26 protein-coding genes are annotated in these 26821 nt (G+C 66.9%); 9 read left to right on the top strand and 17 right to left on the bottom strand.

The genetic code is table 11. The features are described from left to right. Positions 1-61: 61 nt before the first annotated feature. From ahcY to tsaE, 3 genes are all read left to right on the top strand, one after another. On the top strand, positions 62-1462 hold the full coding sequence (gene ahcY / locus ACSQ3M_RS21850) for an adenosylhomocysteinase (protein WP_436152178.1): 1401 nt from the start codon (positions 62-64) through the stop codon (positions 1460-1462). Positions 1463-1940: 478 nt separating this feature from the next. Next, positions 1941-4385: an ATP-binding protein gene (locus ACSQ3M_RS21845; protein ID WP_436152177.1), complete on the top strand. Its 2445-nt coding sequence runs from the start codon at positions 1941-1943 to the stop codon at positions 4383-4385. Beyond that, positions 4382-5986: a tRNA (adenosine(37)-N6)-threonylcarbamoyltransferase complex ATPase subunit type 1 TsaE gene (gene tsaE / locus ACSQ3M_RS21840; protein WP_436152176.1), complete on the top strand. Its 1605-nt coding sequence runs from the start codon at positions 4382-4384 to the stop codon at positions 5984-5986. The genes ACSQ3M_RS21845 and tsaE overlap by 4 nt, the downstream gene beginning before the upstream one ends. Before the next feature lie 9 nt (positions 5987-5995). Here the strand turns inward: tsaE and ACSQ3M_RS21835 are convergent, their stop codons facing one another. The 5 genes from ACSQ3M_RS21835 to rph all read right to left on the bottom strand — a co-directional run bounded on the left by ACSQ3M_RS21835 (position 5996) and on the right by rph (position 10154). After that, positions 5996-7219, bottom strand: a complete 1224-nt coding sequence (locus ACSQ3M_RS21835) for an SMP-30/gluconolactonase/LRE family protein (RefSeq protein WP_436152175.1) — start codon at positions 7217-7219, stop codon at positions 5996-5998. Between the two features lie 180 nt (positions 7220-7399). Next, complete coding sequence (gene hemW / locus ACSQ3M_RS21830; protein ID WP_436152174.1) at positions 7400-8566, bottom strand: radical SAM family heme chaperone HemW; 1167 nt, start codon at positions 8564-8566, stop codon at positions 7400-7402. 32 nt (positions 8567-8598) lie between these two features. Beyond that, the gene (gene rdgB, locus ACSQ3M_RS21825; RefSeq protein ID WP_436152173.1) at positions 8599-9243 is read right to left on the bottom strand and encodes an RdgB/HAM1 family non-canonical purine NTP pyrophosphatase; all 645 of its coding nucleotides are present in this window, start codon (positions 9241-9243) and stop codon (positions 8599-8601) included. Between the two features lie 11 nt (positions 9244-9254). Beyond that, positions 9255-9425, bottom strand: coding sequence for a hypothetical protein (locus ACSQ3M_RS21820; protein WP_436152172.1), 171 nt, complete (start codon positions 9423-9425; stop codon positions 9255-9257). Between the two features lie 12 nt (positions 9426-9437). Further along, the gene (gene rph / locus ACSQ3M_RS21815) at positions 9438-10154 is read right to left on the bottom strand and encodes a ribonuclease PH (protein WP_436152171.1); all 717 of its coding nucleotides are present in this window, start codon (positions 10152-10154) and stop codon (positions 9438-9440) included. 137 nt (positions 10155-10291) lie between these two features. On the opposite strand from rph, the gene hrcA reads away from it, so the two are divergent. Together hrcA and ACSQ3M_RS21805 are read left to right on the top strand one after the other, a co-directional pair. Then, positions 10292-11374 (top strand): heat-inducible transcriptional repressor HrcA, encoded by a 1083-nt coding sequence (gene hrcA, locus ACSQ3M_RS21810; RefSeq protein WP_436152170.1) that lies wholly within the window; start codon positions 10292-10294, stop codon positions 11372-11374. Then, positions 11371-12027 (top strand): ankyrin repeat domain-containing protein, encoded by a 657-nt coding sequence (locus tag ACSQ3M_RS21805; RefSeq protein ID WP_436152169.1) that lies wholly within the window; start codon positions 11371-11373, stop codon positions 12025-12027. The genes hrcA and ACSQ3M_RS21805 overlap by 4 nt, the downstream gene beginning before the upstream one ends. Positions 12028-12031: 4 nt before the next feature. On the opposite strand, the gene ACSQ3M_RS21800 is transcribed toward ACSQ3M_RS21805, so the two are convergent. The 10 genes from ACSQ3M_RS21800 to ACSQ3M_RS21755 all read right to left on the bottom strand — a co-directional run bounded on the left by ACSQ3M_RS21800 (position 12032) and on the right by ACSQ3M_RS21755 (position 21150). Further along, on the bottom strand, positions 12032-12385 hold the full coding sequence (locus ACSQ3M_RS21800) for a cupin domain-containing protein (protein WP_436152168.1): 354 nt from the start codon (positions 12383-12385) through the stop codon (positions 12032-12034). Position 12386: 1 nt separating this feature from the next. Further along, positions 12387-13001, bottom strand: a complete 615-nt coding sequence (locus ACSQ3M_RS21795) for a LysE family translocator (protein ID WP_436152167.1) — start codon at positions 12999-13001, stop codon at positions 12387-12389. Positions 13002-13113: 112 nt separating this feature from the next. Then, positions 13114-14241, bottom strand: coding sequence for a DNA replication/repair protein RecF (gene recF / locus ACSQ3M_RS21790; RefSeq protein ID WP_436152166.1), 1128 nt, complete (start codon positions 14239-14241; stop codon positions 13114-13116). Positions 14242-14254: 13 nt separating this feature from the next. Next, positions 14255-15373: a DNA polymerase III subunit beta gene (dnaN, locus tag ACSQ3M_RS21785; protein WP_436152165.1), complete on the bottom strand. Its 1119-nt coding sequence runs from the start codon at positions 15371-15373 to the stop codon at positions 14255-14257. Between the two features lie 135 nt (positions 15374-15508). Next, a complete protein-coding gene (dnaA, locus tag ACSQ3M_RS21780; RefSeq protein ID WP_436152164.1) occupies positions 15509-17023 on the bottom strand; it encodes a chromosomal replication initiator protein DnaA in 1515 nt (504 codons plus the stop codon). 788 nt (positions 17024-17811) lie between these two features. After that, a complete protein-coding gene (gene rpsT / locus ACSQ3M_RS21775) occupies positions 17812-18078 on the bottom strand; it encodes a 30S ribosomal protein S20 (RefSeq protein ID WP_436152163.1) in 267 nt (88 codons plus the stop codon). 169 nt (positions 18079-18247) lie between these two features. Next, positions 18248-18643 (bottom strand): RidA family protein, encoded by a 396-nt coding sequence (locus tag ACSQ3M_RS21770; RefSeq protein WP_436152162.1) that lies wholly within the window; start codon positions 18641-18643, stop codon positions 18248-18250. Beyond that, on the bottom strand, positions 18640-19638 hold the full coding sequence (locus ACSQ3M_RS21765) for a threo-3-hydroxy-L-aspartate ammonia-lyase (RefSeq protein ID WP_436152161.1): 999 nt from the start codon (positions 19636-19638) through the stop codon (positions 18640-18642). Before ACSQ3M_RS21765 ends, ACSQ3M_RS21770 begins: the two co-directional genes overlap by 4 nt. 117 nt (positions 19639-19755) lie before the next feature. Next, positions 19756-20529, bottom strand: a complete 774-nt coding sequence (locus tag ACSQ3M_RS21760; RefSeq protein ID WP_436152160.1) for an enoyl-CoA hydratase — start codon at positions 20527-20529, stop codon at positions 19756-19758. A gap of 162 nt (positions 20530-20691) precedes the next feature. Next, positions 20692-21150, bottom strand: coding sequence for a nuclear transport factor 2 family protein (locus ACSQ3M_RS21755; protein WP_436152159.1), 459 nt, complete (start codon positions 21148-21150; stop codon positions 20692-20694). 144 nt (positions 21151-21294) lie between these two features. Between ACSQ3M_RS21755 and ACSQ3M_RS21750 the strand changes: the two genes are divergently transcribed. Continuing rightward, complete coding sequence (locus ACSQ3M_RS21750; protein ID WP_436152158.1) at positions 21295-22152, top strand: LysR family transcriptional regulator; 858 nt, start codon at positions 21295-21297, stop codon at positions 22150-22152. A gap of 73 nt (positions 22153-22225) precedes the next feature. Beyond that, positions 22226-22699 (top strand): SRPBCC family protein, encoded by a 474-nt coding sequence (locus ACSQ3M_RS21745; RefSeq protein WP_436152157.1) that lies wholly within the window; start codon positions 22226-22228, stop codon positions 22697-22699. An 11-nt stretch (positions 22700-22710) separates the two neighbouring features. Here the strand turns inward: ACSQ3M_RS21745 and ACSQ3M_RS21740 are convergent, their stop codons facing one another. Both ACSQ3M_RS21740 and mutM read right to left on the bottom strand, forming a co-directional pair. Further along, positions 22711-23292 carry a chloramphenicol phosphotransferase CPT family protein gene (locus ACSQ3M_RS21740; RefSeq protein WP_436152156.1) on the bottom strand — a complete coding sequence of 194 codons (582 nt, stop codon included), beginning with the start codon at positions 23290-23292 and terminating at the stop codon, positions 22711-22713. A gap of 20 nt (positions 23293-23312) precedes the next feature. Beyond that, positions 23313-24203 carry a bifunctional DNA-formamidopyrimidine glycosylase/DNA-(apurinic or apyrimidinic site) lyase gene (mutM, locus tag ACSQ3M_RS21735; protein ID WP_436152155.1) on the bottom strand — a complete coding sequence of 297 codons (891 nt, stop codon included), beginning with the start codon at positions 24201-24203 and terminating at the stop codon, positions 23313-23315. A gap of 95 nt (positions 24204-24298) precedes the next feature. Between mutM and ubiE the strand changes: the two genes are divergently transcribed. After that, complete coding sequence (ubiE, locus tag ACSQ3M_RS21730; RefSeq protein WP_436152154.1) at positions 24299-25060, top strand: bifunctional demethylmenaquinone methyltransferase/2-methoxy-6-polyprenyl-1,4-benzoquinol methylase UbiE; 762 nt, start codon at positions 24299-24301, stop codon at positions 25058-25060. A gap of 34 nt (positions 25061-25094) precedes the next feature. Continuing rightward, positions 25095-26654 (top strand): 2-polyprenylphenol 6-hydroxylase, encoded by a 1560-nt coding sequence (gene ubiB, locus ACSQ3M_RS21725; RefSeq protein ID WP_436152153.1) that lies wholly within the window; start codon positions 25095-25097, stop codon positions 26652-26654. Positions 26655-26821: the final 167 nt, after the last annotated feature.

The following is a 26821-nucleotide window of genomic DNA, read 5'->3' as shown; positions in this document are numbered from 1 at the left end:
CTGGTGGGCACCCTGCTAGAGAGCCGCCGTCATTCAAAGCACGATCGATTGGAGCGCCCCCGTGTCGAAGCAGGATTACGTCGTCAAGGACATCAGCCTCGCGGACTACGGCCGCAAGGAAATCAACATGGCCCAGGACGAGATGCCGGGCCTGATGGCGATCCGCGCCGAGCACAAGGGCAAGAACCCGCTGAAGGGCGCCCGCATCGCCGGCTGCCTGCACATGACCATCCAGACCGCCGTGCTGATCGAGACGCTGACCGAGCTTGGCGCCGATGTCCGCTGGTCCTCCTGCAACATCTTCTCGACCCAGGATCACGCCGCCGCCGCGATCGCCGCGTCCGGCGTGCCGGTCTTCGCCATCAAGGGCGAGACGCTGGAGGAGTACTGGGAATACGTTCTGCGCACCGCGACCTGGGGTGACGGCGGCACGCCGAACATGATCCTCGACGATGGCGGCGACCTGACCATGCTGGTCATCCTCGGCGCCGAGGCCGAGGCCGGCAAGGCCGAATTCCTCGACAAGCCGGGCAATGAGGAAGAGACGATCTTCTTCAAGCTGATCAAGCGCGAGCTCAAGGCCAATCCGGGCTGGTTCACCAAGACCCGCGCCGCGATCAAGGGTGTCTCCGAGGAGACCACCACCGGCGTGCATCGCCTCTACGATCTCGCCAAGGCCGGCCGCCTGCCCTTCCCGGCGATCAACGTCAACGACTCCGTCACCAAGTCGAAGTTCGACAACCTCTATGGCTGCCGTGAATCGCTGGTCGACGCCATCCGCCGCGGCACCGACGTGATGATGTCGGGCAAGGTCGCGCTCGTCGCCGGCTACGGCGATGTCGGCAAGGGCTCGGCCGCCTCGCTGCGCCAGGCCGGCTGCCGCGTCATGGTCACCGAAATTGACCCGATCTGCGCGCTGCAGGCGGCGATGGAGGGTTATGAGGTCGTCACCATGGAGGACGCCGCTCCGCGCGCCGACATCTTCGTCACCGCCACCGGCAATCTCGACGTCATCACCGTCGATCACATGCGCGCGATGAAGCACCGCGCCATCGTCTGCAATATCGGCCATTTCGACTCGGAGATTCAGGTCGCCGGCCTGAAGAACTTCAAGTGGGACAACGTCAAGCCGCAGGTCGACGAGGTCGAGTTCCCCGACGGCAAGCGCATCATCCTGCTCTCGGAAGGCCGCCTGGTGAATCTCGGCAACGCCACCGGTCACCCGTCCTTCGTGATGTCCTGCTCGTTCTCGAACCAGACGCTGGCCCAGATCGAACTCTGGAACCACCACGCCAAGTACGAGAACAAGGTCTACACGCTGCCCAAGCATCTCGACGAGAAGGTCGCGGCGCTGCATCTCGCCAAGGTCGGCGCCAAGCTGACCGTGCTGAACGATGCGCAGGCGAAGTATCTTGGCCTCGCGCCGACCGGCCCGTTCAAGCCGGAACTCTACCGCTACTGATCCGCGTTCTGGTCGGCCGCAGCCGGCCGACGACGCCATATCGCGCCTAACCCGCGCTCGGGCGGCGGTCGCAATGATGAGAAAGCCCGGCCCCGTGCCGGGCTTTGTCGTATTCGAAGCACAACAGGGCGCCTCCGCTACTACTAATAGACGTTCGCTATTAGCCAGTATCAACTTGTTGTTTGTCGCCAGAACACGCCCGGCTCAGCCGTCGCCATTCGGCCTTTACTATCGATTAAGCACTTCCTGACGGAGTCCTGCGGTGATTACAGTGGCACTGATTCGGGCTGTCGGCAGGCTTTGCACGCGGCGTCCGGTTTCGTGCAGCGGTGGCTTTGCGCAGGTTGCGGGCGTGGATCCTTCAAGGGGAGCCATGGTCGGCTGCCATGCCGACGGCACCTCGCCAATTGCGGCCACAGGCTGGCCTTAGGACAGGACGGACGCGGGAATGAGACGGGTAAGGCAGGTCGGACAGGAGATGACCGGAGCGGTCCGCTTTCTCCTGCCCGGGCTTGCCGGCGTAGCGCCGGCCCCCGCATTCGCTCAGGTCGAAGCGCTTATCCCATTGCGGGCCGATTGGCTCAATGCCGGCGGTCTCTCGCTCATCTTCGTAGGGCTCGTCGTCTTCGCCACCACGACTTCGATCCTTTATGTCCGCGAGCGCTCGCGCTGGACCCGGCGGGAAGGCGAGCTCGCCGCCGGCCTCGAGGCGACGCGCGGCCATCAGGAGCGCCTCGGCGCCTTGCTCGCGGCGGATCGTCAGGTCGTGCTGAGCTGGAACGGACCGAAGGCGAGTCCGGTGGTCGAGGGCGATAGCGGCTTCCTCGGCATCGGCGCCTCGACGCCGGCGCTGGCCTATGGCAGCTGGGCTCCGCCGGCCGATGCGAAGCGGCTCGAACTTGCGACGGAAGCTCTCAAGGAGCATGGCGAAGCCTTCGCCTTCACCTTCAAGGCCAAGGCCGGACGCTATGTCGACGCCGAGGGCCGGCCCGTCGTCGGCCGCGCCGTGATCCGGCTGCGCGAGGTCGACGGCGAGCGCGCCCGGGCGCTGGCACTGGAGGATGAACTCGGCAAACTCGCCAGTGACCATGCCGCGCTGACGACGCTGCTCGCCGGTGTGCCGCAGCCGGTCTGGACGCGGGCCACCGACGGCCGCCTGACCTGGGTCAACGGGGCCTACGCTCGGGCGGTCGAGGCCGCAGACGGCCAGCAGGCGGTCAAGGCCGGGCTCGAGCTCTTCGATCGCAGCGAGCGCGAGGCGGCCACGAAAGCCCGCAAGGACGGCCGCGTCTTCCAGCTGCGCGCACCCGTCGTCATGGCGGGCCAGCGCCGGATCGTCGATATCCTGGAAACGCCGACGCCTTCGGGCTATGCCGGCATCGCCACCGACATGAGCGAGCTGGAGGCGGTCCGCGCCGATCTGCAGCGCCAGATGGACGCGCATGTGCGCACCCTCGACCGGCTGAAGACCGGCGTCGCCGTCTTCGACGCGTCGCAGCGGCTGGTCTATCGCAATAGCGGCTACGAGGCGCTCTGGTCGCTCGATCCGGGCTTCCTCGACAGTGTGCCGGGCGACGGCGAGATCCTCGATCGGCTGCGCACCGAGCGCCGCCTGCCCGAACTCGGCGACTATCGCACCTGGAAGGCCTCGGTGCACGCCGCCTATACCGCGACGCGCGCCAGCGAGGATTGGTGGTACCTGCCTGACGGACGCACCATCCATGTCGTTGCCAGCCCGAATCCCCAGGGCGGCGTCACTTATCTCTTCGACGACGAGACCGAGCGTTTCACGCTTGAATCGCGCTTCAACGCGCTCTCGCGCACCCAGCGCGAGACGCTCGATTCCTTGCGCGAAGGCGTCGCCGTGTTCGGCTCGGATGGCCGCCTCAAGCTCTCCAACCCGGCCTTCGCCCAGCTCTGGAAGCTCTCGCCCGAGCGCGTCGCTGCTGCGCCGCATATCGACGAGGTCGTGGCCCTGAGCCGGCCGCTCTTCCCGGAGGATGCGGTCTGGACTGAGATACGCAGTGCGGTTGCCGGCGTTCGCGATGCGCGCGAGGATTATCGCTGCCATATGGAGCGCCGCGACGGCATGGTGCTCGATTGCACGGCCGCGCCGCTGCCGGATGGCGCAACGCTGATCACCTTCGCCGACGTCACCGCCGGCGTGAACGTCGAGCGGGCGCTGACCGAGCGCAACGACGCCTTGGAGCGTGCCTCGCGGCTGCGCGAGGAGTTCGTCCATCACGTCTCCTACGAATTGCGCTCGCCGCTGACCAACATCATCGGCTTCGCACAACTGCTCGGCGAGGAGACGGTCGGCCCGCTGAACGACAAGCAGCGCGACTATTCCGGTCACATCGTTCGCTCCTCCGGCGCGCTGCTCGCCATTATCAACGATATTCTCGACCTTGCCTCGATCGACAATGGTGCGCTCGCGCTCGATCTCGAGGAGGTCGACGTCGCCAAGAGCATCGCCCAGGCCGCGACCGGCCTGCAGGACCGCCTCACCGACAGCAAGCTCAGACTCCAGGTCGAGATCGCCCCCCAGACCGGCCCGCTGCGCGCCGATCCCAAGCGTCTGCGCCAGATCCTGTTCAACCTGCTCTCGAACGCGATCGGCTTTTCCCAACCCGGCCAGACCATCCGCGTCAGCGCCGGCCGGATCGGCGGCGAGATCCGCATCACCGTCGCCGACGAGGGCCGCGGCATCCCGGACGAGGTCAAGGAGAAGGTGTTCGACCGGTTCGAGAGCCATTCGCTCGGCTCGCGCCATCGCGGCGTAGGGCTCGGCCTGTCGATGGTACGCTCGATCGTCGAATTGCATGGCGGCCGTGTCGAACTCGACTCCGCCCTCGGCCAGGGCACGCGGGTCACCGCCGTCTTTCCGCCTGAAGGCATGCGCATCTCGGACGCGGCGGAATGAGCGACGAAGCCGCGCGGACGGGCAGCCATGTCGTTGTCCTGTCGACCGAGGCCGCGACGGTGCGGCTGGCGCAGGACATCGCCGACATTCTCAAGACCGGCGACATCGTCGCTCTTTCAGGCCATCTCGGCGCCGGCAAGTCGCTATTGGCACGCGCCATGCTGCGCCGCCTCACCGATGATCCCGCTTTGGAAGCGCCGAGCCCGACCTTCACCCTGGTGCAGAGCTATGACAGCCCGCGCGGGCTTCTGCTGCACGCCGATCTCTACCGCGTCCGCAATCCCGACGAGCTCGACGATATCGGCCTGGTCGAGGACCTGGATCTCGCGATTACTATCGTCGAATGGCCGGACCGGGCCGGCACGCGTCTGCCGGCTGGCCGGCGGCTCGATATCGTGCTCGAGGTCGATCCTGAGAACCCCGAACAGGGCCGGGTCGCGACGCTCTCCGGCGGCGTGCTCTGGCGGCAACGGCTGGCGCTTGCGATCGGCGCGCGGCAGCTGATCGACGAGGCCGGCTGGAGCGATGCGCGGCGCGAATTCATGCTCGGCGATGCTTCCAGCCGCGCCTATGAGCGCCTGATCAGGCCCTCGGGCGAGACCGCGATCCTGATGATCTCGCCGCCGCGGGCCGACGGGCCGGCGATCCGCCAGGGCAAGCCCTACAGCGCCATCGCCCATCTAGCCGAATCCGTCGACGCCTTTGTCGCCATGGACAAGGGGCTACGCTCGCTCGGGCTCTCCGCGCCGGCGATCCTGGCGCAGGACCTCGTCACCGGCCTCCTGCTGATCGAGGATCTCGGCTCCGAGCCGGTCGTCGGCACGGATGGCCCGATTCCCGAGCGCTATGAGGCCGCGGCCCGCTTGCTCGCCGAGCTGCACCGGCACGCCTTGCCGACCATCCTGCCGGTGGCCGAAGGGCGCGATCATGTCCTGCCGGACTATGATCGCGAGGCGCTCGCCATCGAGACCGAGCTGGTGCTCGACTGGTATGCCCCGCACATCGCCGGCGTGACTTTGCCCGCGGTGACGCGGGCCGAGTTCAGCCGCATCTGGGAAAAACTGTTCGACGAGCTCTTCGAGACGCAGGCGACCTGGACGCTGCGCGACTATCACTCGCCCAACCTGCTCTGGCTGCCGGATCGTGTCGGCCATGCCAGGCTCGGCCTGATCGATTTCCAGGACGCGGTGCTCGGTCACCCCGGTTATGACCTCGTCGCGCTCGGGCAGGATGCCCGGGTCGACGTGCCGGCGGCGCTGGAACTGCGCCTGCTCGCTGCCTATGCCGGGGCGCGGCGCGGCACCGATCCCGGGTTCGACCTGCCGGGCTTTGCCCGCGCCTATGCGATCCTCGGTGCGCAACGCAACACCAAGATCGCGGGCATTTTCGCCAGGCTCGACCGGCGCGACGGCAAGCCGGGCTATCTCAGGCACCTGCCGCGGATCGAAGCCTATCTGCGCCGCAATCTGGAGCATCCGGCGCTGGTCGAGCTGAAGGCCTGGTACGAGACCTACTTGCCCAAGCTCTATGCCGACCAGCCGAAGCCGCAAGCCGAAGCCGACCCTGCGGAGCAGGATCGGCCCAAGCAGGACGAGGCCTGAGCCGGCGCTTTATGCCGGCCCGGCGCCTTGCGTGCCGAGATAGACTGCGTAAATCGACTGGCTCGCCGCCATGAACAGCCGGTTGCGCTTCGGCCCGCCGAAGCAGACATTGCCGCAGACCTCCGGCAGGCGAATGCGGCCGATCAGCTTGCCCTCGGGGCTGAAGCAGAGCACGCCATTGTAGCCGACCGAACGGCCGGCATTGGATGAGGCCCAGAGGTTGCCCTGCACGTCGCAGCGCAGCCCGTCCGGCCCGCATTTCACCCCGTCGACCATGCAGTCCGAGAACAGCTTGCCGTTCGAGAGCTTGTTGTCGGTACCGACATCGAAGACATGGATATCGCCCTTGCCGCCGGGGCCGGTATCGCCCGGGCCCTTGCCGGTCGAGGCGACGTAGAGCTTCTTGAAGTCGGGCGAGAAGCACAGGCCGTTCGGGTCGGGCACCTGTTGCTCGGTGACGACGAGGTCGACCCGGCCGCTCGGATCGATGCGGTAGCAGTTAGTCGGCAGTTCGCGCTTGTAGGAACCGATCTCGGGCGGCTGGCCGAGGCGGGGATTGAGCTTGCCGGCTGCATTGCTCGGCCCGCCGGCCGCGTCGGGCGCGCCCTCATAGAGCTGGCCACCATAGGGCGGGTCGGTGAACCAGTAGCTGCCGTCGGGATGCTGAACCACGTCATTGGGCGAGTTCAGCCGCTTGCCGTCGAACTTGTCGGCGAGGATCGTCACCGAGCCGTCGAGCTCGTAACGCACGACGCGGCGGTTCAGATGCTCGCAGGAGAGCTGCCGGCCCTGGAAGTCGAAGCTGTTGCCATTGCTGTTGCCCGAGGGGGTGCGGAAGACGCTGACGCGGCCATCGTCTTCCAGCCAGCGCAATTGCCGGTTGTTCGGGATGTCGCTCCAGACAAGGTAGCGACCCTGTGCATTCCAGGCCGGCCCTTCCGCCCAGAGCGCGCCGGTCCAGAGCCGCTGGACCGGCGCATTCGGTTGGGCCAGCCCTTCGAAAGCCGGATCGACGGCGATGACGTCGGGATCCCAGAAATAGGTGGTCGGGGCGCCGCCGCGGCTGAAATCGCGCGGCGGTGTGGTGATCGTGCTCGGCGGCCCGGGTCTTGCGGCCGGGGCCTGTGCCAGGGCCGTATCGGCAGTTGCGGCAAGCGCGCCTGCTCCCGCGACCTGCAACAAGCGGCGGCGCGACAGCGCCGGGCGCGTTTCGTCGATCTTGCTCTGCTGCATCTTGACCTCCCTGAGCCGGACTGTCCCGTCCTTGCGGGTGACATCGGGGGCGCCGATTGCGGCGGTGACGTGGCGGAAGGTGGCTGCTTCGTCATGGTGAGCCCTGTTCCAACAGGGCTTCTCATCGACTTAAATCGGTTTAATGATATCGAGTTGTGCGAACGGCGCCGCGATCTGTCCTCAGGCCGCCAGATCGGCGACGAGCGCGTCGAGCAGCAGCGCGCCTTCTGGCGTCGCGGCGAGGCGGCCATTCGGCTTGCGGGTGAGGAAGCCCTCGGCAATCAGGCTGCCGATCCGGTTTCCGTTGAGCTTGCGGCCAGCCAGCCCCTCGAACACGTCGAGATCGATGCCTTCGACCAGTCGAAGGCCCATCAGCAGGTACTCATCGCCCTGCGCCTCGGTCGAAAGACGCTCGTTCTCAACCAGCGCGTCGGTGCCGGCCTCGATCCGCTCCAGCCAGGTCTCGGGACGCTTTTCGGTCGATTGGGCATAGCGGCCATCGGCAGTCACCAGTCGGCCATGAGCGCCCGGTCCGATGCCGGCATATTCGCCATAGTGCCAGTAAACCAGATTGTGCCGGCATTCCGCGCCCGGCCGGGCATGGTTCGAGATCTCGTAGACCGGCAGGCCGTGCTTGGCGGTGATCTCCTGCGTCAGCTCGTAGAGCGCCGCACCGGCATCGGGATCGGGAATGGCGAGCTTGCCGGCGCGGAAGAGCTGATCGAAGGCCGTGCCGGGCTCGATGGTGAGCTGGTAGAGCGAGAGATGCTCGGCGGCATGGCTGATCGCGAGTTCGAGCTCGGCCTGCCACAGCGCCGGTGTCTGGTTCGGCGAGCGGGCATAGATCAGGTCGAAGGAGTAGCGCTCGAAATAGCGGCGCGCGATCGCGACTGCATCGAGCGCTTCCTGCGCCGAATGCATCCGGCCGAGCGCTTTCAGGTCGGCATCGTTCAGCGCCTGCACGCCGAGCGAGACGCGGTTGACGCCGGCCGCCCGGAAATCGCGGAAGCGGCCGGCTTCGACGCTGGTCGGATTGGCCTCCAGCGATACCTCGCAGTCAGAGGCGACGGCCCAGTGCTCGCCGATCGCATCGAGGATGGCACCGACCGTAGCGCCCTCCATCAGCGAGGGCGTGCCGCCGCCGAAGAAGATCGAGGAGACCGTGCGCCCCGGCGCGAGCGCGGCGCGCTGGGCGATCTCGCGGCGGAAGGCGGCGATGTAGCGCGCCTGGTCCGGCGGCTGGTGCCGGACATGGGAGTTGAAGTCGCAATAGGGGCATTTGGCCAGGCAGAACGGCCAATGCACATAGACGGCGAAGCCGGCAGCCGCGGTCGGATGCGGCGGCACGCGAGGCCGCCCCGTCAAGGCGGCTGCGGCCGTCAAGCGGGCGTCCTCAGGCAGGCGGCGGCCAGCACGTGGAAGGCGCGGGCCCGGTGCGACAGGCCGGGCGAGCCGTCCTGCGGGATGCCGTGCTTCTCTTCTGCGGCCATCTCGCCAAAGGTCTTGGCATGGCCGGCCGGCTGGAAGATCGGGTCGTAGCCGAAGCCGGAAAGTCCGCGCGGGGAGTCGACAATCTCGCCGAAGACGCGGCCCTCGAACAGCTCCTGATGGCCGTCCGGCCAGGCGATCACCAGCGCCGAGACGAAATGCGCCTTGCGCTGTTCCGGCGTGGTCGCGCCGCGCTTGGCCAGTTCCACTTGGACGCGGGCCAGCGCCGGGGCGAAATCCTTGCCCGGCCCGGCCCAATTGGCCGAGAATAGGCCGGGCGCGCCGTCGAGCGCATCAATGCAGACGCCGGAATCGTCGGCGAGCGCCGGCAATCCGGAAGCACTTGCTGCCGCGATAGCCTTGATCGCGGCGTTCTCGGCGAACATGTGGCCGTTCTCCTCGGGCTCGGGCAAGCCAAGCTCGCCGGCCGAGACCAGTTCGACGCCATAGGGCGCCAGAAGCTCGCGCATCTCGCGCAATTTGCCCTGGTTATGGGTCGCGATCACGACCTTGCCGGTGAGGAGGCGGCGAGGCATTGCCATTGAGCTCATACTGGGTGTCCTCCGCCGTCATCGCGCGGTGGCTCATAGGCCCGGTCGGGTGAGCCGGATGATTGCTCGCGGTTGATCTTCTTGCTTGGTCGAACGCTGATGGCGATCACGACGAGCAGCACCGCCAAGGCGATTGCTATCCCGAGCCCGATCTCCATCCAGTTCATGCCTCGCCCTACCTACGCCACCGTTGCCTTCTGCAGGGTCACCAGCTTGCCGATGCCGCCCTTGGCGAGCTTGAGCAGCGCCATCAACTCGTCCTCGCTGAAGGGCGCGCCCTCGGCGGTGCCTTGCACCTCGACCAGGCCGCCCGCGCCGGTGATGACGAAGTTCGCGTCCGTCTGCGCGCCGGAATCCTCGACATAATCGAGATCGATCACCGGGTTGCCGGCGACGATGCCGCAGGAGACAGCCGCGACGTGATCCTTCAGCGGATTGGCGCCTTTCAGCATGCCGCGGCCTTCCATCCATTTCAGCGCATCGTGCAGCGCGACCCAGGCGCCGGTGATCGAGGCGGTGCGGGTGCCGCCATCGGCCTGGAGCACGTCGCAGTCGACGACGATCTGGCGCTCGCCGATCGCGGTCAGGTCGACCACGGCGCGCAAGCTGCGCCCGACCAGCCGCTGGATCTCCTGCGTCCGGCCCGAAGGCTTGCCTGAGGTGACCTCGCGGCGGGTGCGCTCATGCGTGGCGCGCGGCAGCATCGAATATTCGGCGGTGACCCAGCCCTTGCCGGTGCCGCGCAGCCAGGGCGGCCCCTTTTCCTCGACGGTGGCGGCGCAAAGCACCTTGGTCTCGCCGAAGCTCACCATGCACGACCCTTCCGCATAGCGGACAACGCCACGTTCCAGCGTGACCTTGCGCATCTCGTCGGCTGCGCGCTTCGAGGGTCTCATCGTGCCATCCTGTCTTCTGAATTCGCGGCTTGTAGGCGTTTAACCGGAGAGCGGCAAGGCGAGCCGGTCATGAGGGCTTGATCCGGCTGCCCGCGACGGGGACAATGGGCCATGGTCACCAGGTTGTTCACGAGGCGATGAGCGCCCATACTCGCCCGGATTCGCCCGGCGGCCTGGTCGAGATCGACCAGCGCTCGCGCGAGATCTTTCGGCAGATCGTCGACGGCTATCTGACCACCGGCGAGCCGGTCGGCTCGCGCAACATCGCCCGCCTGCTGCCGATCGCGCTGTCGCCGGCGACGGTGCGCAATGTCATGACTGACCTCGAAATGGCCGGACTGATCTATGCGCCGCATACCTCGGCCGGGCGTTTGCCGACCGAGCGGGGCCTGCGCTTCTTCGTCGACGGCATGATGGAGGTGGGCAATCTCACCTCGGACGAACGGTCCCGCATCGAGGCGCAGATCAGGGCAGCCGCCAGCAACCGCTCGCTCGACCAGACGCTGACCGAGGCTTCCGCACTGCTTTCTGGGCTGTCGCGCGGCGCCGGCGTCGTCGTCACCACCAAGGCCAATGCCCGGCTGCGCCATATCGAGTTCGTCCGGCTCGATGCTGGCCGCGCGCTCGTCGTCCTCGTCGCCGATGATGGTACGGTCGAGAACCGCATCCTGGCGCTGCCGCCGGGCCTGCCGGCTTCGGCGCTGGTCGAGGCCGGCAATTTCCTCAATGCCCGCATTGTCGGCAAGACGCTGGATGAACTGCGCCGCGAGATCGCCGACAGCCGCTCGCAGATGGAGCGCGAGCTCGACGAACTGACCGCCCGGCTGGTCGAGACGGGCATCGCGACGAGCTCCGGCCCCTCCAGCGACCGCCACCTGATCGTGCGCGGCCAGGCCAATCTGCTCGAGGATTTGAAGGCGCAGGAGGATCTCGAGCGCATCCGCCTGCTCTTCGCCGATCTGGAGACGCAGACCGAATTGATCGACCTGCTCTCGCGCGCCGAGGCCGGCGACGGCGTGCGCATCTTCATCGGCTCGGAGAACAACCTGTTCTCGATGTCGGGTTCGTCGATCATCGCCGCGCCCTTCCGCGATGTCGGCCAGCGCATCGTCGGCGTCGTTGGCATCATCGGCCCGACGCGATTGAACTATGCCCGGATCGTGCCGATGGTCGATTATACCGCCAAGGTGGTCGGGCGCCTGCTCGATGGTGGGCGATGAGGCGGTTGCTGCGCACCGCCGCGATCCTGGCGGGAGTGCTGCTGATGACGGGGGTAAGCGAAGCACAGACCGAGCTGCTCGGAGCGGCCGGTCGTGGCGATCTTGCGGCGGTGAACCGCCTGATCACAGCCGGCGCCGATCTCGAACAGCGCGACGGCCAGAGGCAGACGCCGCTCCTGCTCGCCGTCGCCGGCAATCATGTCGCTATCGCCAAGGCATTGCTCGCCGCGGGAGCGAGCCCCAACGCCCAGGCCGCGAAGCAGGACACGCCCTGGCTGCTCGCCGGCGCCAGTGGCCGCACCGAGATCATCGCGGCGATGCTGCCGCTCAAGCCCGACCTGTCGCTCCGTAACCGCTATGGCGGCAATGCGCTGATCCCCGCCTGCGAGCGCGCCCATGTCGAGACGGTGAAGTTGCTGCTGACCAGCGGCATCGACGTGAACCACGTCAACAATCTCGGCTGGACCTGTCTTCTGGAGATCGTGATCCTCGGCGATGGCGGGCCGCGCCATCAGCAGGTGGCGAGGCTCGTGCTCGATGCCGGTGCCAGTCCCAACCTCGCCGACCGCGATGGCGTCACCCCGCTTCAGCACGCCCGCAAGCGCGGTCAGAGCGAAGTCGCGAAGCTGATCGCAGCCGCCGGCGGACGCTGAGGGGCTATTCCAGCCAGTCGGTGGCGAAGCGCTCGCTGGCGTGGATGTCGATGGATTCGAGTGTGTCCGGCCCGAGGCTGCGGAATTTATGCGGCGCGCCGGCCGGCACGACCAGGATCTGCCCGGGGCCCGCTTCGATCTCCTGATCGCCGATCGTGTAGAGCGCCCGGCCGGCGCGCACGATGAAGGTTTCGGGATAGGGATGGCTGTGCAGCCGCGGTCCCTTGCCGGGCTCGGCCCGAACGAAGATCAGCGAGACCTCGCCGCCGAAGCCCTGGACCTCGCCATGCCATTCGCCGGGTGTCTCGGTCCAGTCCCCGAGCGCGATGGCGCCCGGCACAGTGGTTTCGTCTGCCATTTCAGCCACGCGCCGCGATCGCGGCCGCCGCACCCGCCATCACGCCGCCGGTGACGCGGTTGATCCGGCGCATGGTGCGTGGGCTCGCCACCAGCCGCCGCGCCCGGTCGGCGGCGAAGGCATAGCCGAGCAGGGTGGTATTGATGATCAGCATGGTCAGCACCGCCACTTCGACGAAGGCGAGCGGCGTGATCGCCTGGAGGTCGACGATCAGCGGCAGGATCGAGACGAAGAACATCATCACCTTGGGATTGCCGAGCGTCAGCGCGACGCCGCCGAGGAAGAGGCGGATGCCTTCGCCACGCATCGCCGGCTGGTCTTCGAGGCTCTTCACCGGCGCGGTCCAGAGCTTCCAGGCGAGATAGATCAGATAGGCGCAGCCGGCATATTTGATCACGAGGAACAGGCCGTGGAAGTTCTGCATCAGCACGGACAGGCCGAGCACCGAGAAGGTCAGCCAGACCAGGTCGCCGGCTGCGATGCCGAGGACGAAGGGTACGGCCCGCCGGAACCCGGTCGACAGCGAGCGGGCCACGATCGCGGCAATGCCGGGGCCGGGCGAGGCGACGGCGAGAAAATAGACACCGGCGAAAACCAGAAGTCCGGCGAGATCCATCGGCACTGCTCCCTGAACCAGCTTGTTCAGCGCAGGCTAGCAGCAAGCTTTGCCTGCGTCCCATCGTGATGCGTGATCACGCCGATCAGTCGGCCTGACCGATCGCTGCCGTTCACGGAACCGCCCGGACCTCGCCGGGCGTGACCAGGAAGCGTTGCGCCCCGTCAGGAAGATCGCTGAACAGGGCGGGGTCGGCACCGGTCATCCAGACTTGGCAGCCGAGCTCGGCGAGAGTTCCGTAGAGCGCCGCACGCCGGCGCGGGTCGAGATGGGCAGCGACCTCGTCGAGCAGGACGAGTGGCGGCAGCTCGCTCATCGTCGCGACGAGGCGGGCATGGGCGAGCACGAGCCCGATCAGCAGTGCTTTCTGCTCGCCGGTCGAGCCCTGTCCGGCTGGGATGTCCTTGGCCGCATGGCGCACCGCGAGGTCGGAGGCCTGCGGCCCGGTGAGCGTGCGCCCGGCCGCCTTGTCGCGCAGGCGCATCCCAGCCAGTAATTCGCGATAGCTGTCCTCGGCATCGAGCGCCGGCAGACTCGCGACCAGGGCGTCGATCTCCCCCTCCAGAGCAATCTCGGCCTGTGGGAAAGGCGAGGTGTCATCGTGGTTCTGGGCGATGATGGCGGAGAGCCGCGCCACCGTCTCGGCCCGGGCGGCGGCGACGGCGACGCCGAGTTCGGCGATCTCGCGCTCGACGGCGTCGAGCCAGCGCTGCTGGTGCGGGCTCTCCTCGAGGATGCGGTTGCGCGAGCGCAGCGCCTTTTCGAGCGCGTTCGAGCGCGTGCCATGGCCGGGATCGACCGCCAGCACCAGCCGGTCGAGGAAGCGGCGGCGCTCGCCGGCCGAGCCTCGGAACAGCCCGTCGAGATCTGGCGTCAGCCAGACCAGGCGCAGATAGTCGCTGAAGGCGAGCGCCGAGCCGGCCGAGACACCGTCGATGCGGGCGAGCCGCGCCCGCCGCCCCTCGGCATCCGGCGGCTCCAGTCCGATCCCGAGCCTTGCCCCGTCATCGGCGAGCCCGATCGAGACGGCAAAGCCGCCATCGCCGGGCTGGCGTGCCATCTCCGAAAGGTCGGAGCGCCTCAGGCCGCGGCCGGGGGCGAACAGCGAGAGCGCTTCGAGGAGATTGGTCTTGCCGGCGCCGTTCTCGCCGCACAGCGCAACGAGCCGGCCCTCGATCGCGAGATCGAGGGCCGGATAGGAACGGAAATTCTGCAAAGTGAGGTGGGCGACCGCGGTCAAGACGGCAAACGAGTCAGACCCGCATCGGCATCAGCACATAGAGGGCCGAAGCGCCTTCGCGGTCCTGGATTACCGTCGGCGAGCCCGGATCGGCGAGCTTGAGCAGCGCGGTGTCGCCGTCGAGCTGGGCGGCGATGTCCATCAGATAGCGCGCGTTGAAGCCGATATCGAGCGGGCCGGCATCGTAATCGACCTCGATCTCCTCAGTCGCCGAGCCGGAATCGGGGTTGGTCACCGAGAGCGTCATGCGGCCATCGGCCATGGAGAGCTTCACGGCGCGGCCACGCTCGGACGAGATCGTCGAGACGCGATCGACGGAGGCCGCGAAATCGCCCCTGTCGACAGTGAGCAGCTTGTCGTTCCCGGATGGAATGACGCGCTGATAGTCGGGGAAGGTGCCGTCGATCAGCTTCGAGGTCAGCACGACCTCCGCGGTGGCGACACGGATCTTCGTGGCCGAGAGCTCGACCTGGACCTCGCTCTCGCCATCCTCCAGCAGCTTCTGGATCTCGGACACGGCCTTGCGCGGAACGATCACGCCCGGCATGCCGAGCGAGCCTTGCGGGGCGGGGGTGTCGACACGGGCAAGGCGATGGCCGTCGGTCGCGACCGCGCGCAGGACGGGGCGCCCGTCGACATCGATCGCGTGCAGATAGATGCCGTTGAGATAGTAGCGCGTCTCCTCGGTCGAGATCGCGAACTGAGTCTTGTCGATCAGGCGCTTGAGCTCGCCGGCCGGCAGCACGAAACGATGCGCCATCTCGCCGGCAGTGATGTCGGGGAAGTCGCTTTCGGGCAGCGTCTGCAGGGTGAAGCGCGAGCGGCCCGAGCGCAGCAGCATCTGGCCGGTCTCGCCGGTGGTCTCCAGCGAGACCTGAGAGCCATCCGGAAGCTTGCGGACAATGTCGTAGAGCGTGTGCGCCGGCACCGTGGTTGCGCCGGGCTCGATCACGTCGGCCGGCACCGTCTCGACGACCTCGATGTCGAGATCGGTCGCCTTCAGCTTCAGCCCGTCCTCACTGCCGCGCAGCAAGAGGTTGGACAGAATCGGGATCGTGTTGCGCCGCTCGACCACACGATGGACATGCCCGAGCGACTTCAGGAGCGTGGAGCGTTCGACCGTAACCTTCATGGGCGTCTTCTGGCGTGCTGGCGCCCGCGCGGCAAGGGGCGCGGGCGAGAGAATGGCCCGCGACATTGCCGGAGGGCCGGTTCCCGCGCAAGGGCGGGAATGCCCGCAATCACAGCTAACACGAGAGAGACAGGCTCACTCCTGCAGCATGCGCTTCAGCAGGTCGACCTCGTCATGCAGCAGCCGGTCCTCGACGATCGCCTTCTCGATCTTGCGCACGGCGTGCAGCACGGTGGTGTGGTCGCGCCCGCCGAAGCGGCGGCCGATCTCGGGCAGGGAGCGCGGCGTCAGCGCCTTGGCGAGATACATCGCGATCTGGCGCGGCTTGACCACCGCCGCCGTGCGGCGCTCCGACAGGATGTCGGCGCGGCTGACATTGTAGCGGGTCGCGACCAGTTTCTGGATGTCCTCGATCTTGACGCGGCGCGGCTCGCGCGTCCGCACCAGATCGCGGATTGCCGCCTCGGCGGTCTCCATCGTCACCGTCGCGCCGGTCAGCGTGGCATGGGCCAGGATGCGGTTGGCGGCGCCGTCGAGGTCGCGGCCATTGGTGGCGACCGCCCGGGCGACATAGGCGATCACGTCCGGGTTGACGTGGAAGCTCGGATGGGCGGCCTTCAGCCCGTCGAGGCGGATCGTCAGGATCTTGACCCGCAGCGCTTCGTCGAGCTCGCCGATCTCGACGACAAGCCCGCCAGCGAGCCGCGAGCGGATGCGCTCGTCGAGCGCCTCGAGGTCGCTGGGCAGCCGGTCGGCGGCGACGACGATCTGCTTACCGGCGTCGATCAGCGCGTTGATCGTGTGGCCGAACTCCTGCTGGATCGAGCGGCCCTGGATGAACTGGACGTCATCGACGATCAAGAGGTCGATGCCGCGCAGCTTCTCCTTGAAGGCGAGCGCCGTCTGTGACTTCAGCGCGGCGACGAAGCCGTACATGAAGCGGTCGGCGGTGAAATAGGCGACGCGCTTGCCATGCTGGCGTGCATCCTGGGCGACCGCCTGGATCAGATGCGTCTTGCCGAGGCCGACGCCGGCATGGAGGTAGAGCGGGTTATAGGGCGTCGAGCCGGCCGGCGCCGCCGAGATCCGCTCGGCCGCGGCGAAGGCGAGCGCGTTCGACTTGCCGACGACGAAGCTCTGGAAGCTCATGCGCCGGTCGAGCAGCGTGCCACAGGCGTCCATGGCATCGCGCTCGCCGGACTGATGGGTCGCCGAGGCGGGAGCAATCTCGGTGAGGGGAGCCGCAGTGCGGGGCTGAACCGTGCGTCCCCGCTGTGCCGAGGTGTCCCGGCAGGGCTCAGCGCTATCCCGCGCCACCTGGCGCACCGAGAGGGCGATCCCATTGAGGGCATCGAGCTCCGCCATGCAATGCGCCCGCAGGCGCTCGGCATAGTGCGCTTCGAGCCAGCTCTTCAGGAAGCGGGTGGGAACGGTGAGATGGACGACGCCATCGACGATCGCACCGATCTCGACGCGGGCGAACCAGCTGGAGAACACGTCTTCGCCGAGCTCGGCGCGCAGACGCCGGCGGACCCTGTCCCACCGGTCCTTGATCCCGGCAGCACCCGTCGGTTCGCTCAGGACAAGTCCCGTCAGCACCGTGGTGGTGGTTGCCTCAGTCAAGTTGCCAGTCTCCATCCGCTCGAACATTCCAATTGCCCCGTTTCAGTGCCACGCACTTGACCACCCCGTTCTGGGGTTGGCTGTGCAATATTTTCGGTTTTTAGAAAAAACGTCGCTCTCTTCGTCGGCGAAAAACGCCACGAAGCGAGGTCATCCCAACGCTTTTCTGGGTAGTGCTGCGCGCTCTGAAAAGGTCAGCCGCAGCGGCGCTTCATTTCAAGGCATTTAAATCTTTGAGACATAAAAGCTCATTCTTCCAACCCCGCCTGGTTGTAAGCCAAAACCATCAACAATTCTGTGGAGAGCCGGTCAAACATCGCTGTCCGCCCGGCGATGAAAGGACCTTACAGGGCGGCGTCGAACGGGGGCAATATCCCCCTCAGCCGGCTTCACGGATTGAGGGCTAATGGCCCCCTCCCTGACCTATCGGTAAGTGCCTCGCAATCAGTTGGGGAAGTTAAGCTTTTCTTTACCGGGAGAGTCTCGTGCCGGCTCTGAATCTTTTTTTTTGAAGGGGGTGGTCTACCCCTTCCGGGGGAGGGTGATTCCTCAAGGCGAATTGCTTTGCCCACTAAGGTCATGAAAAATATGGAGGAATTTTGTGCGGTCAAAAGCTCGAAACGGGGTGGTTTGCGACCTCTAAAACCGCCTCGAAGTCAAGCTGGTAAAGTAGTGGAAAGATTGCGGAATCCGCGTTGACAGCGGGTGTTGCGCCGCAGCATCGGGGCCCGCCTCAGGCGGTAGGTCGGCAAACAAAAAACCCGGCCTTTCGGCCGGGTTGTAAACACCATGAAATCCGTTCTGCTGAACGGTGATCAGGAAGCGAGCGCGCCCACGCGGTGAGCCAGACGCGAAACCTTGCGCGAAGCGGTGTTCTTGTGAACCACGCCCTTCTGCGCGGCCCGCATCAACTCCGGCTGGGCGGCCTGCAGCGCCGCTGCGGCGGCGGTCTTGTCGCCGGAGGCGATCGCCTCCTCGACCTTACGCAGGAAGGTGCGCACGCGGCTGCGGCGCGCCTTGTTCACTTCGGTGCGCCGCACGATCTTGCGCGCGGCCTTCTTGGCCGAAGTCGTGTTGGCCATGGTCTGTCCTCGTCCTCATCGCGGTGAGCGCCTGGCTATCGCCGGCTGGCACGACCACGAACCTTCGGTTGAAAATGCGAGCGACGGTCCTGCCGGAGCAAGACCGCCGCGAGGCCCGACCCTATAGTTCCTGCTGCGTGCGGCGTCAACGGTGGAATCGCCGACGCTTTCAACCCGCCTTGCGGCGGACAGCCACGGCCTCGATCTCGATGAGATAGCCATGGTGCAGTTCCGGTACCGGAACGACGGCGCGTGCCGGCCGATGCGGCCCGAAGGCCTCGGCATAGACCGCGTTGAACTGCGGCCAATGCGTGGCACCGACCAGATAGGCGGTGACTTTCAACACATCGGCTGGGCCGCAGCCGGCGGCGTCGAGCACGGCGAAGAGATTGTCGAGCGCCTGCCGCGCCTGCACGGCGAAAGGTTCGCCGGCGGTATGGCTGCCGTCGGGGCGCGGTGCGAGCTGGCCGGAGACGAAGACCAGATCCTTGTAGGCGACCGCTTGCGAATAATGCCCCGCCGGCGCCGGAACCTGCGGCGAGAGGATCGTCTCGATCGGGCTCATGCGCCTTCGCCGACGAAGCGCGCGAAGCTGGCGAGATCGACATTGCCGCCGCTGATGATGACGCCGACGCGCTTGCCTTCGACCGGAACCACCCCCGTGAAGGCCGCGGCCGCGGCGAGGCAGCCGGTCGGCTCGACCACGAGCTTCATCCGCTCGGCGAAGAAGCGCATTGCCGCGACGAGTGCCGCGTCCGGCACGGTGACGATATCCTCGACGAGGTCGCGGATGATCGGGAAGGTATAGTTGCCGAGAAAGGCGGTCTGCGCGCCGTCGGCGATGGTCTTGGGCACGTCGATCCTGACGATCTCGCCCTTGCGCAGCGATTGCTGGCCGTCATTGCCGGCCTCTGGCTCGACGCCATAGACCTTGCAGCCGGGGTTGAGCGCCTTCGCTGCAAGCAGCGCGCCGGAGATCAGGCCGCCGCCACCGAGCGGGACCAGCAGCATGTCGAGCGGGCCAGCCTCCTCGATCAGCTCCTTGGTCGCGGTGCCCTGGCCGGCGATCACGTCCGGATGGTCATAGGGCGGGATCAGCGTCAGCCCGCGGCCCTGCGCCAGCTCGCGGCCGAGCGCGTCGCGATCCTGGCTATAGCGATCGAAGAGCACGACCTCGGCACCATAGCCGCGCGTCGCCGCGACCTTGGCGGCCGGTGCGTCCTGCGGCATCAGGATCACCGTCGGCACGCCGATCAGCTTGCCCGAGAGCGCGATCGCCTGGGCATGATTGCCCGATGAGAAGGTGACGACACCAGCGCGCTTCTGGTCCGGGCTCAGGGCGGAAATCGCATTGAAGGCGCCGCGGAATTTGAAGGCGCCCATGCGCTGCAGGTTCTCGGCCTTGAAGACGAGATTGGCGCCGGTGCGTTCGTTTGCCGTGCGCGAGGTCAGCGCTGGCGTGCGGTGGGCGACGCCGGCGATGCGCTTCGCCGCCGCCTCGACATCGGCATAGGTCGGCAGCGCGATGCCGTCGGTGAGGGAGCGGGCAGCGGCGGTCATGACGAATCCTGCGTGCTTGCGATCAGCACGCATCGTGTCAGCAGCACCGGGCGCCTTTCAAGTGAAAGAACGTGACCCCGGCCATGCACCGCGTTGATCGACCGGGGTCTCCCGGCCTCAGCGGTTCTTGAATTCGGGCTTCCGCTTCTCGATGAAGGCGGCCATGCCTTCCTTCTGGTCGTGGGTGCCGAACAGCGCCGAGAAGACGCGGCGCTCGAAGCGCAGCCCTTCCGCGAGCGTCGTCTCGAAGGCGCGGTTGACCGATTCCTTGGCGCTCAGGAGCGAGGGCAGCGACTTGGCCGCGATCTGCTCGGCCGCCTTCAGCGCCTCGGTCATCAGATCGGCGAGCGGGACGATGCGGGCGACGAGCCCGGCGCGCTCGGCCTCGGTCGCGTCCATCAGCCGGCCGGTCAGGCACAGATCCATCGCCTTGGCCTTGCCGATCGCATGGGTCAGACGCTGGGTGCCGCCGGCGCCGGGGATGACGGCGAGATTGATCTCGGGCTGGCCGAACTTGGCGTTGTCGGCGGCGATGATGAAGTCCGCCATCATGGCGAGCTCGCAGCCGCCGCCGAGCGCAAAGCCCGCGACCGCGGCGATAATCGGCTTGCGGCGCTGGCCGATCCGGTCCCAGTCGGCGAACTTGTCGTCGAGATAGGTGCCGGGATAGCTGCGCTCCTGCATCTGCTTGATGTCGGCGCCGGCGGCGAAGGCCTTCTCCGAGCCGGTCATGACGATGCAGCCGATGCCGTCATCCCGCTCGAAGCCGTCGAGCGCCGCGTTGATGTCGGCGATCAGCTGGACGTTCAGCGCGTTCAGGGCCTGCGGCCGGTTCAGCGTGATGATGCCGACCTTGCCCTTCACCTCGACGAGAATGGTCTCATAAGCCATGGCGGCCTCCCGGATGCGCTGTATCTTGGCCACGAATAGCGGCGCCTGGGGGCGCGGTCCATGCGCGCAAGCGCACGGCGCGATGCGAACGTCGGCGCAAGCGGCTTGGGGAGATGCACGATTGCGCGCTCGCCGCTGCGAACCGGCGCACCAGAACGACAGCTAAATCGGAGGACCGTCCTGGGATTCGACGTGAAATCCTTTTGACGTGATCAGCCATGTGCCATCGATCCGATGCCAGGTCAGATGATCCACGAACACCATCGTGTTGACCTTCAATCGCACCTTCGTCATGGCCTGGGTCGTGGAAGCAAAGTCGATGAGCAGAATCTCATCCTTGCGCGCGGAATTCACCGACTTCGGCGATTGACGCTTGTCGAGAATGTCACGGTAGATCTGCGTGGGCCACGCCATCATCCGGCCATCGCGAAATCCGTGCAGCTGTACAGTCGGCGCGAAGGTCTGATCGAAACGCGACGTATCGCAGTCATACATGAGGTCGAAGTATTTCCGGATCGCTTCGGTCAATTCTACAACGGACGAGTGACCGACTGCCGGCTCGGCGGATGATGTCTTCTGCTGGCGATCGTGCAACGTCGGCTCCTTGGTTATCGTCGTCATCGGAAACTCCTGTTGCCCGATCCATGATCGGCAAGGGCCGTCAGGAGAGGCTATCGGCGAGAGCGCTCGGGCAGGCTTGACCCTAAACGGCGCCCGATTATTTTGATATGCTATTGAAATTGATGTCAGCTATAACGAATGGAAATGACGAAGCCTCCCCTCGACCTCGATTCCGTCCAGGCTTTCGTCCGCATCGCCGATCTCGGCAGCTTCACGCGCGCGGCCGAGGCGATGCGGACGACGCAGGCTGCCGTCAGCTTGAAGCTGAAGCGCCTCGAAGAGCGGCTGGGGTGCCGGCTCGTCGAGCGGACGCCGCGGCATGTCGAGCTTTCAGCGCGCGGCGCAGCCTTCCTCGACCACGCCCGTGAGCTCCTGGAGGTGCACGATCGCGCGCTCACGGCCTTCGTCTCGGCCCGGGAGCGCCTGACCATCGGCATCAGCGACCACGTCGCAGGGCCGGAGCTCCCGGCGCTGATCGCACGCATGAACGCGCACGACCCGGAGCTGGTGATCGAAATCCGGATCGGAACCTCGGGCGACCTGCTCCAAAGCTTCGATCGGCGCGAGCTCGACACGGTGATCGTGCGCCTGCATGCCGGGCGCAGCGATGGAGAGCTGCTTACGGACGAAAAATTCGGCTGGTTCGCGGCGCCGGGCTGGCAGCATCGCGCGGGCGAGCCCCTGCCCCTTGCCACGATGGCGGAACCCTGCGGCGTTCGCACTCTTGCGGGGCAACTCCTCGATGCGGCAGGCGTGCCCTGGACGGAGATCTTCGTCGGCGGTGGTGTCACGGCGGTCGTGGCGGCTGTCACGGCCGGGCTCGGGGTCGCAGCTTTGGCGCCGCGCATGCTGCCATTCGGTGCCGTCGATGTCGGGCCGAGACTCGGGCTGCCCGATCTGCCGCGCTTGCCTATCCTGCTTCACACAAGGGCCAAGGGCGACCGAACGCGCGATGCGCTTGCCGCGCTTTCGGCCGCGTTCAGAAGCGTTGTGCGAGGCTAGCTGACGCTGCTGCTGGCCCCTTGGCGCCGCTTCGTGCGTTGATGATTCATGGTTGCCGAGCAGGGAGGTGCGCATGACCGGCGAAACCAGAACTGACATGGCCTCGCGGCTGATCAAGGCTTCGCCGGGCGCGATCTATAACGCCTTCGTCGACCCTGCCGCGCTTGGCCGATGGCTGCCGCCGAAGGGGATGCGGGCGAAGATCGAGCGCTTCGAGCCACATCCAGGCGGCAGCTACCGCATGGTCCTGACCTATGACGACCCGGCCAGGGCGCCCGGCAAGGCCAGCGCCGACTGCGATATCGTCGAGGGCCGTTTCGTCGCGCTGGTGCCGGGCGAGCGCATCGTCTGGGAGGTCGGCTTCGTCTCGGACGATCCGGCCTTTGCCGGCACGATGACGATGAGCTGGCGCTTCAAGGAGGTCCGCGATGGGACCGAGGTGACGATCCTCTGCGAGAACGTACCGGCCGGCATCGGCAAGGAGGATCACGATGCCGGGCTGCGCTCGACGCTGGAGAACCTCGCGCGCTTCATCGAAACGGCATGATCCGCGAGCCGTCAGCGCGCCGGCCCGGCCTGCGCGAGAAGGCGCTGGAACGCCGAAGGCACCGTGCGCGAGCGCCAGGTGGCGATCAACCTGTCAGCATTGACCTCGGGCGGGGCCGCCGAATCCAGCTCGGCATCGTAGAGGCAATAGCCGTGGATCTGGTGGTAGTCGCGCCGGGCGTCGCCGACCTTCCGGTCGCCGCGCGCGATCTCGCGGCGTTCCAGCTCGGCGAGATCGCAATGCAGGCCGACGAAGAAGACATCTTCATCCGCGAGCAGGCGTACCAGCCGCAACAGCCAGTCGCGGCTTTCCATGATGTGCTCGACGATCAGGTTGTTGCCGCAGCGGAGATAGGCGAGCAACGACTGCTCGAAGCCCTCGAAGAAGGCGTCGCGCATCGCGGCCCACTGGAACTCGCCGCTGCGGATGCGCGCGGTCGGCAAAACACCCGCGTCGCGCAGATGGTCGATCGAGATGTGCCAGAACGGCTCCTCGATCCGAGCCTGGACGGCGCGCGCCAGCGAGGACTTGCCGCTGCTCGAGGCGCCGTTGAGGAGGATGATCTTGCCGGCTGGGCGATCGGCGTCGGGCATGTCGATCCTCGCAGAAGCGCTCAGCCGCGCTTCTGGCAGCTCTCGCAATAGAAGGTCGAGCGGCCGGACTGGACGAGCCGCTTGACCAGATGCCCGCAGTCCGGCGTGACGCAAGGATCGCCTTCGCGGTCATAGACCTTGAAGCGGTGCTGGAAATAGCCGAGCGAGCCGTCGGCATGGGCGAAGTCGCGCAAGGTCGAGCCGCCGGCGGCGATCGCCTCCTCCAGCACATCGCGAATGATTTGCGCCAGGAGATGCGCCTTCTCGCGCGGCTTGCCGCTCGGTGTCGCCAGCGAGCCGGCCTCGGCTTCCGGATGCAGCCCGGCGCGGAACAAGGCTTCGCAGACATAGATATTGCCGAGACCGGCGACCAGGCGCTGGTCGAGCAGCGCCGCCTTCAGCGGCGCGACCTTCCCTGAGAACAGCTTCGCCAGCAGCTCACCGGAGAGCTCGTTGCCGAGCGGCTCGATGCCCATCCCGGCGAAATGCTTCGACGTTTCCAGTCCGGCTCGCGGCACGAGGTCCATGAAGCCGAAGCGGCGGACATCGTTGTAGGTGACCCGCGCGCCCGAGCCGAGATGGAAGACGACATGGTCGTGAATGAGGTGCCGGCCGATCTCGTTGTAATAGGCGCCGGGCTCTGTCGGCGGTGTGCCGGGGGCTTCGACGATGAAGCGCCCGCTCATGCCGAGATGCATGACGAGCGCCTCTCCGTCGTCGAGATCGGCGATCAGGTACTTCGCCCGCCGCGACAGCGCCTCGATCCGCCGTCCGGTCAGCCGCTCGGCGAAGCGCTCGGGCAGCGGAAAGCGCAGATCGGGCCGATTCTGCTCGACCCGGGCGAAGCGCTCGCCGAGCATGGCGGGCTCCAGCCCGCGCCTGACGGTTTCGACCTCGGGAAGTTCAGGCATGGCATCGGCTCTTCAGCATGCGTCGAGAGGGCCCGCGACAACGGCCCAGCCTTTCGCTATTCATCGCCTCACCCGAACACAAGAGCGGCCCAACCGTGACAGCAGCCTCCGACACCACCCATTTCGGCTTCGAGAGCGTGCCGCTCGGCGAGAAGCAGGCCAAGGTCGACGACGTCTTCCACAAGGTCGCCGGCCGCTATGACCTGATGAACGACCTGATGTCGGCTGGCCTGCACCGCGCCTGGAAAGAGGCGCTGCTCACGGCGCTGAAGCCGCCGCGCGATCGGCCCTTTCAGCATCTCGACGTTGCCGGCGGCACCGGCGACGTCGCCTTCAAGGTGCTGGAGGAGGGCGGGCCGCAGACTGAGGTCACCGTGCTCGACATCAATGCCGAGATGCTGGCCGTCGGCCGCGAGCGCGCTCAGAAGCGCTTTCCGGACGATGACCGCATCCGTTTCGTCCAGGGCAATGCCGAGGAACTGGCGCTGCCGGACGCGTCCTTCGACGCCTATACGATCGCCTTCGGCATCAGGAACGTGCCGCGCATCGAGAAGGCGCTGGCCGAGGCCTATCGCGTGCTGAAGCGCGGCGGCCGCTTCCTCTGCCTCGAATTCTCCCATGTCGACGTGCCGCTGCTCGACAAGATCTACGAGGCCTATTCCTTCAACGTCATCCCGCCGATGGGCAGGATGGTGACGGGCGAGGCCGAGCCCTACCAGTATCTCGTCGAGTCGATCCGCAAGTTCCCGCGCCCGCAAATCTTCGCCAACATGATCGCCGAGGCGGGCTTCCGCCGCGCCAGCTTCACGCCGATGACCGGCGGCGTCGTGGCGCTGCATTCCGGCTGGAAGCTGTGACGACGTCAGCGATGCCGACCCGCCGCACCCCCGCATGATCTCCGCCCTCGCCCATCTCGCCCGCTCGGCGCGGGTCGGCTTCGTGCTGGCGCGCGAGGGCGCGCTTGCATTGGTCGATCCGTCTGTGCTGCCGCCGGCGGCGCGGGCCCTGATCGCGCTCGGCCGGCTAATCGAGCGCCGCGGCGCCGGCTCCTCCGCGACCCGCCTCGCCGCGGCGCTGACGCGGCTCGGCCCGTCCTATGTCAAGTTCGGCCAGTTCCTCGCGACCCGGCCCGACGTCGTCGGCATGAAGATCGCCGAGGACCTCTCGGCGCTGCAGGACCGGATGGCGCCCTTCCCGATGGCGCAGGCGCGCGCCGCGATCGAGACGGCCCACGGCAAGCCGGTCGAGGCGATCTTCGTCGACTTCAGCGAGCCGGTTGCAGCCGCCTCGATCGCGCAGGTCCACCGCGCGCGCCTCAACGACGGCTCCGAGGTCGCGGTCAAGATTCTCCGGCCCGGGATCCGCGACCGCTTCCATCGCGACCTCGCTTCCATGCGCTTCGGCGCGCAATTGGCGGAAGCGCGTTCGCCCGAGGCGCGCCGCCTGCGCTTCGTCGCCATCGTCGAGACATTGGCGCGTTCCGTCACCATGGAGATGGACCTGCGGCTGGAGGCCGCGGCGCTGTCGGAGTTCATCGAGAACACCAAGGAGGACGCCGATTTTCGCGTCCCGGCGCCGGACTGGCAGCTGACCGCGCGCGAGATGCTGGTCGACGAATGGATCGACGGCATCCGCCTCTCCGATGTCGAGGCGCTGCGCGCTGCCGGCCACGACCTGCAGGCACTTGGTCGCAACGTCATCCAGTCCTTCCTGAAGCATGCGATCCGCGACGGCTTCTTCCACGCCGACATGCATCCCGGAAACCTGTTCGTCGATGCGCAAGGCCGGCTCGTCGCGGTCGATGGCGGCATCATGGGCCGGCTCGGCCACAAGGAGCGGCGTTTCCTCGCCGAAATCCTGTTCGGCTTCATCACCCGCGATTACCGGCGCGTCGCCGAGGTGCATTTCGAGGCCGGCTATGTCCCGGCCCATCATTCGATCGACGATTTCGCCCAGGCGATCCGCGCCGTCGGCGAGCCGATCCACGACAAGCGCGCCGACGAGATCTCGATGGCGAAGGTGCTGACGCTCCTGTTCGAGATCACCGGCCTGTTCGACATGGTGACGCGCACCGAGCTCGTCATGCTGCAGAAGACCATGGTGGTGGTCGAAGGCGTCGCCCGTACGCTCGACCCCCATCTCGACATGTGGACCACGGCCGAGCCGGTGGTGCGCGACTGGCTGACCCGCAATCTGGGACCCATCGGCAAGCTCGAGGATGCCGGCCGCAGCGTGCGCACCCTTGCCGCCAGCCTCGCCAACCTGCCGGAGACAGTCGGCCGGGCCGAGCGCGTACTCGGCCAACTCGAGGATTCCTCGCGCCACGGCTTCTCGCTCGACGAGGCCAGTGTCCAGGCGATCGGCCGGGCGGAAGCGGCGCGCAATCGCTGGGGCAATTGGGCGCTCTGGCTGATTGCGGCGCTCCTGGCCTGGAAGGTGTTCTTCGACTAGCGAGCCGGATGCGTTGCGGCCGGCAGTTGGAAACCATTTTAGCGGTTTGCGCTTTACAAGCGCCGGCCCCTCGGGATTCCTTTACGGCAAGGCCGGAGCTGCCCTCGCAGAGCGCAAGCGTCCCTGCAGCAGCAACCAAAGAGCCGTTTTCTTCAGGTTGCGTCGTT

Source organism: Allobosea sp. LjRoot90, assembly GCF_964254315.1.
In the GTDB taxonomy this organism is placed as follows: domain Bacteria; phylum Pseudomonadota; class Alphaproteobacteria; order Rhizobiales; family Beijerinckiaceae; genus Allobosea.
This window is presented reverse-complemented; position numbering and strand designations above follow the sequence as displayed.

Bases quoted from the DNA above. Each gene is read 5' to 3' on its own strand.
- ACSQ3M_RS21835 (WP_436152175.1), bottom strand. From the start codon at position 7,219: ATGCAGCAGAGCAAGATCGACGAAACGCGCCCGGCGCTGTCGCGCCGC.
- tsaE (WP_436152176.1), top strand. From the start codon at position 4,382: ATGAGCGACGAAGCCGCGCGGACGGGCAGCCATGTCGTTGTCCTGTCG.
- ACSQ3M_RS21745 (WP_436152157.1), top strand. From the start codon at position 22,226: ATGACCGGCGAAACCAGAACTGACATGGCCTCGCGGCTGATCAAGGCT.
- ACSQ3M_RS21770 (WP_436152162.1), bottom strand. From the start codon at position 18,643: ATGAGCCCGATCGAGACGATCCTCTCGCCGCAGGTTCCGGCGCCGGCG.
- mutM (WP_436152155.1), bottom strand. From the start codon at position 24,203: ATGCCTGAACTTCCCGAGGTCGAAACCGTCAGGCGCGGGCTGGAGCCC.
- ACSQ3M_RS21755 (WP_436152159.1), bottom strand. From the start codon at position 21,150: ATGACGACGATAACCAAGGAGCCGACGTTGCACGATCGCCAGCAGAAG.
- ACSQ3M_RS21820 (WP_436152172.1), bottom strand. From the start codon at position 9,425: ATGAACTGGATGGAGATCGGGCTCGGGATAGCAATCGCCTTGGCGGTG.
- dnaN (WP_436152165.1), bottom strand. From the start codon at position 15,373: ATGAAGGTTACGGTCGAACGCTCCACGCTCCTGAAGTCGCTCGGGCAT.
- rpsT (WP_436152163.1), bottom strand. From the start codon at position 18,078: ATGGCCAACACGACTTCGGCCAAGAAGGCCGCGCGCAAGATCGTGCGG.
- dnaA (WP_436152164.1), bottom strand. From the start codon at position 17,023: ATGTTCGAGCGGATGGAGACTGGCAACTTGACTGAGGCAACCACCACC.
- ACSQ3M_RS21750 (WP_436152158.1), top strand. From the start codon at position 21,295: ATGACGAAGCCTCCCCTCGACCTCGATTCCGTCCAGGCTTTCGTCCGC.
- ACSQ3M_RS21795 (WP_436152167.1), bottom strand. From the start codon at position 13,001: ATGGATCTCGCCGGACTTCTGGTTTTCGCCGGTGTCTATTTTCTCGCC.
- ACSQ3M_RS21800 (WP_436152168.1), bottom strand. From the start codon at position 12,385: ATGGCAGACGAAACCACTGTGCCGGGCGCCATCGCGCTCGGGGACTGG.
- ACSQ3M_RS21760 (WP_436152160.1), bottom strand. From the start codon at position 20,529: ATGGCTTATGAGACCATTCTCGTCGAGGTGAAGGGCAAGGTCGGCATC.
- hrcA (WP_436152170.1), top strand. From the start codon at position 10,292: ATGAGCGCCCATACTCGCCCGGATTCGCCCGGCGGCCTGGTCGAGATC.
- rph (WP_436152171.1), bottom strand. From the start codon at position 10,154: ATGAGACCCTCGAAGCGCGCAGCCGACGAGATGCGCAAGGTCACGCTG.
- ACSQ3M_RS21845 (WP_436152177.1), top strand. From the start codon at position 1,941: ATGACCGGAGCGGTCCGCTTTCTCCTGCCCGGGCTTGCCGGCGTAGCG.
- ACSQ3M_RS21740 (WP_436152156.1), bottom strand. From the start codon at position 23,292: ATGCCCGACGCCGATCGCCCAGCCGGCAAGATCATCCTCCTCAACGGC.
- ACSQ3M_RS21805 (WP_436152169.1), top strand. From the start codon at position 11,371: ATGAGGCGGTTGCTGCGCACCGCCGCGATCCTGGCGGGAGTGCTGCTG.
- rdgB (WP_436152173.1), bottom strand. From the start codon at position 9,243: ATGCCTCGCCGCCTCCTCACCGGCAAGGTCGTGATCGCGACCCATAAC.
- ACSQ3M_RS21765 (WP_436152161.1), bottom strand. From the start codon at position 19,638: ATGACCGCCGCTGCCCGCTCCCTCACCGACGGCATCGCGCTGCCGACC.
- ubiB (WP_436152153.1), top strand. From the start codon at position 25,095: ATGATCTCCGCCCTCGCCCATCTCGCCCGCTCGGCGCGGGTCGGCTTC.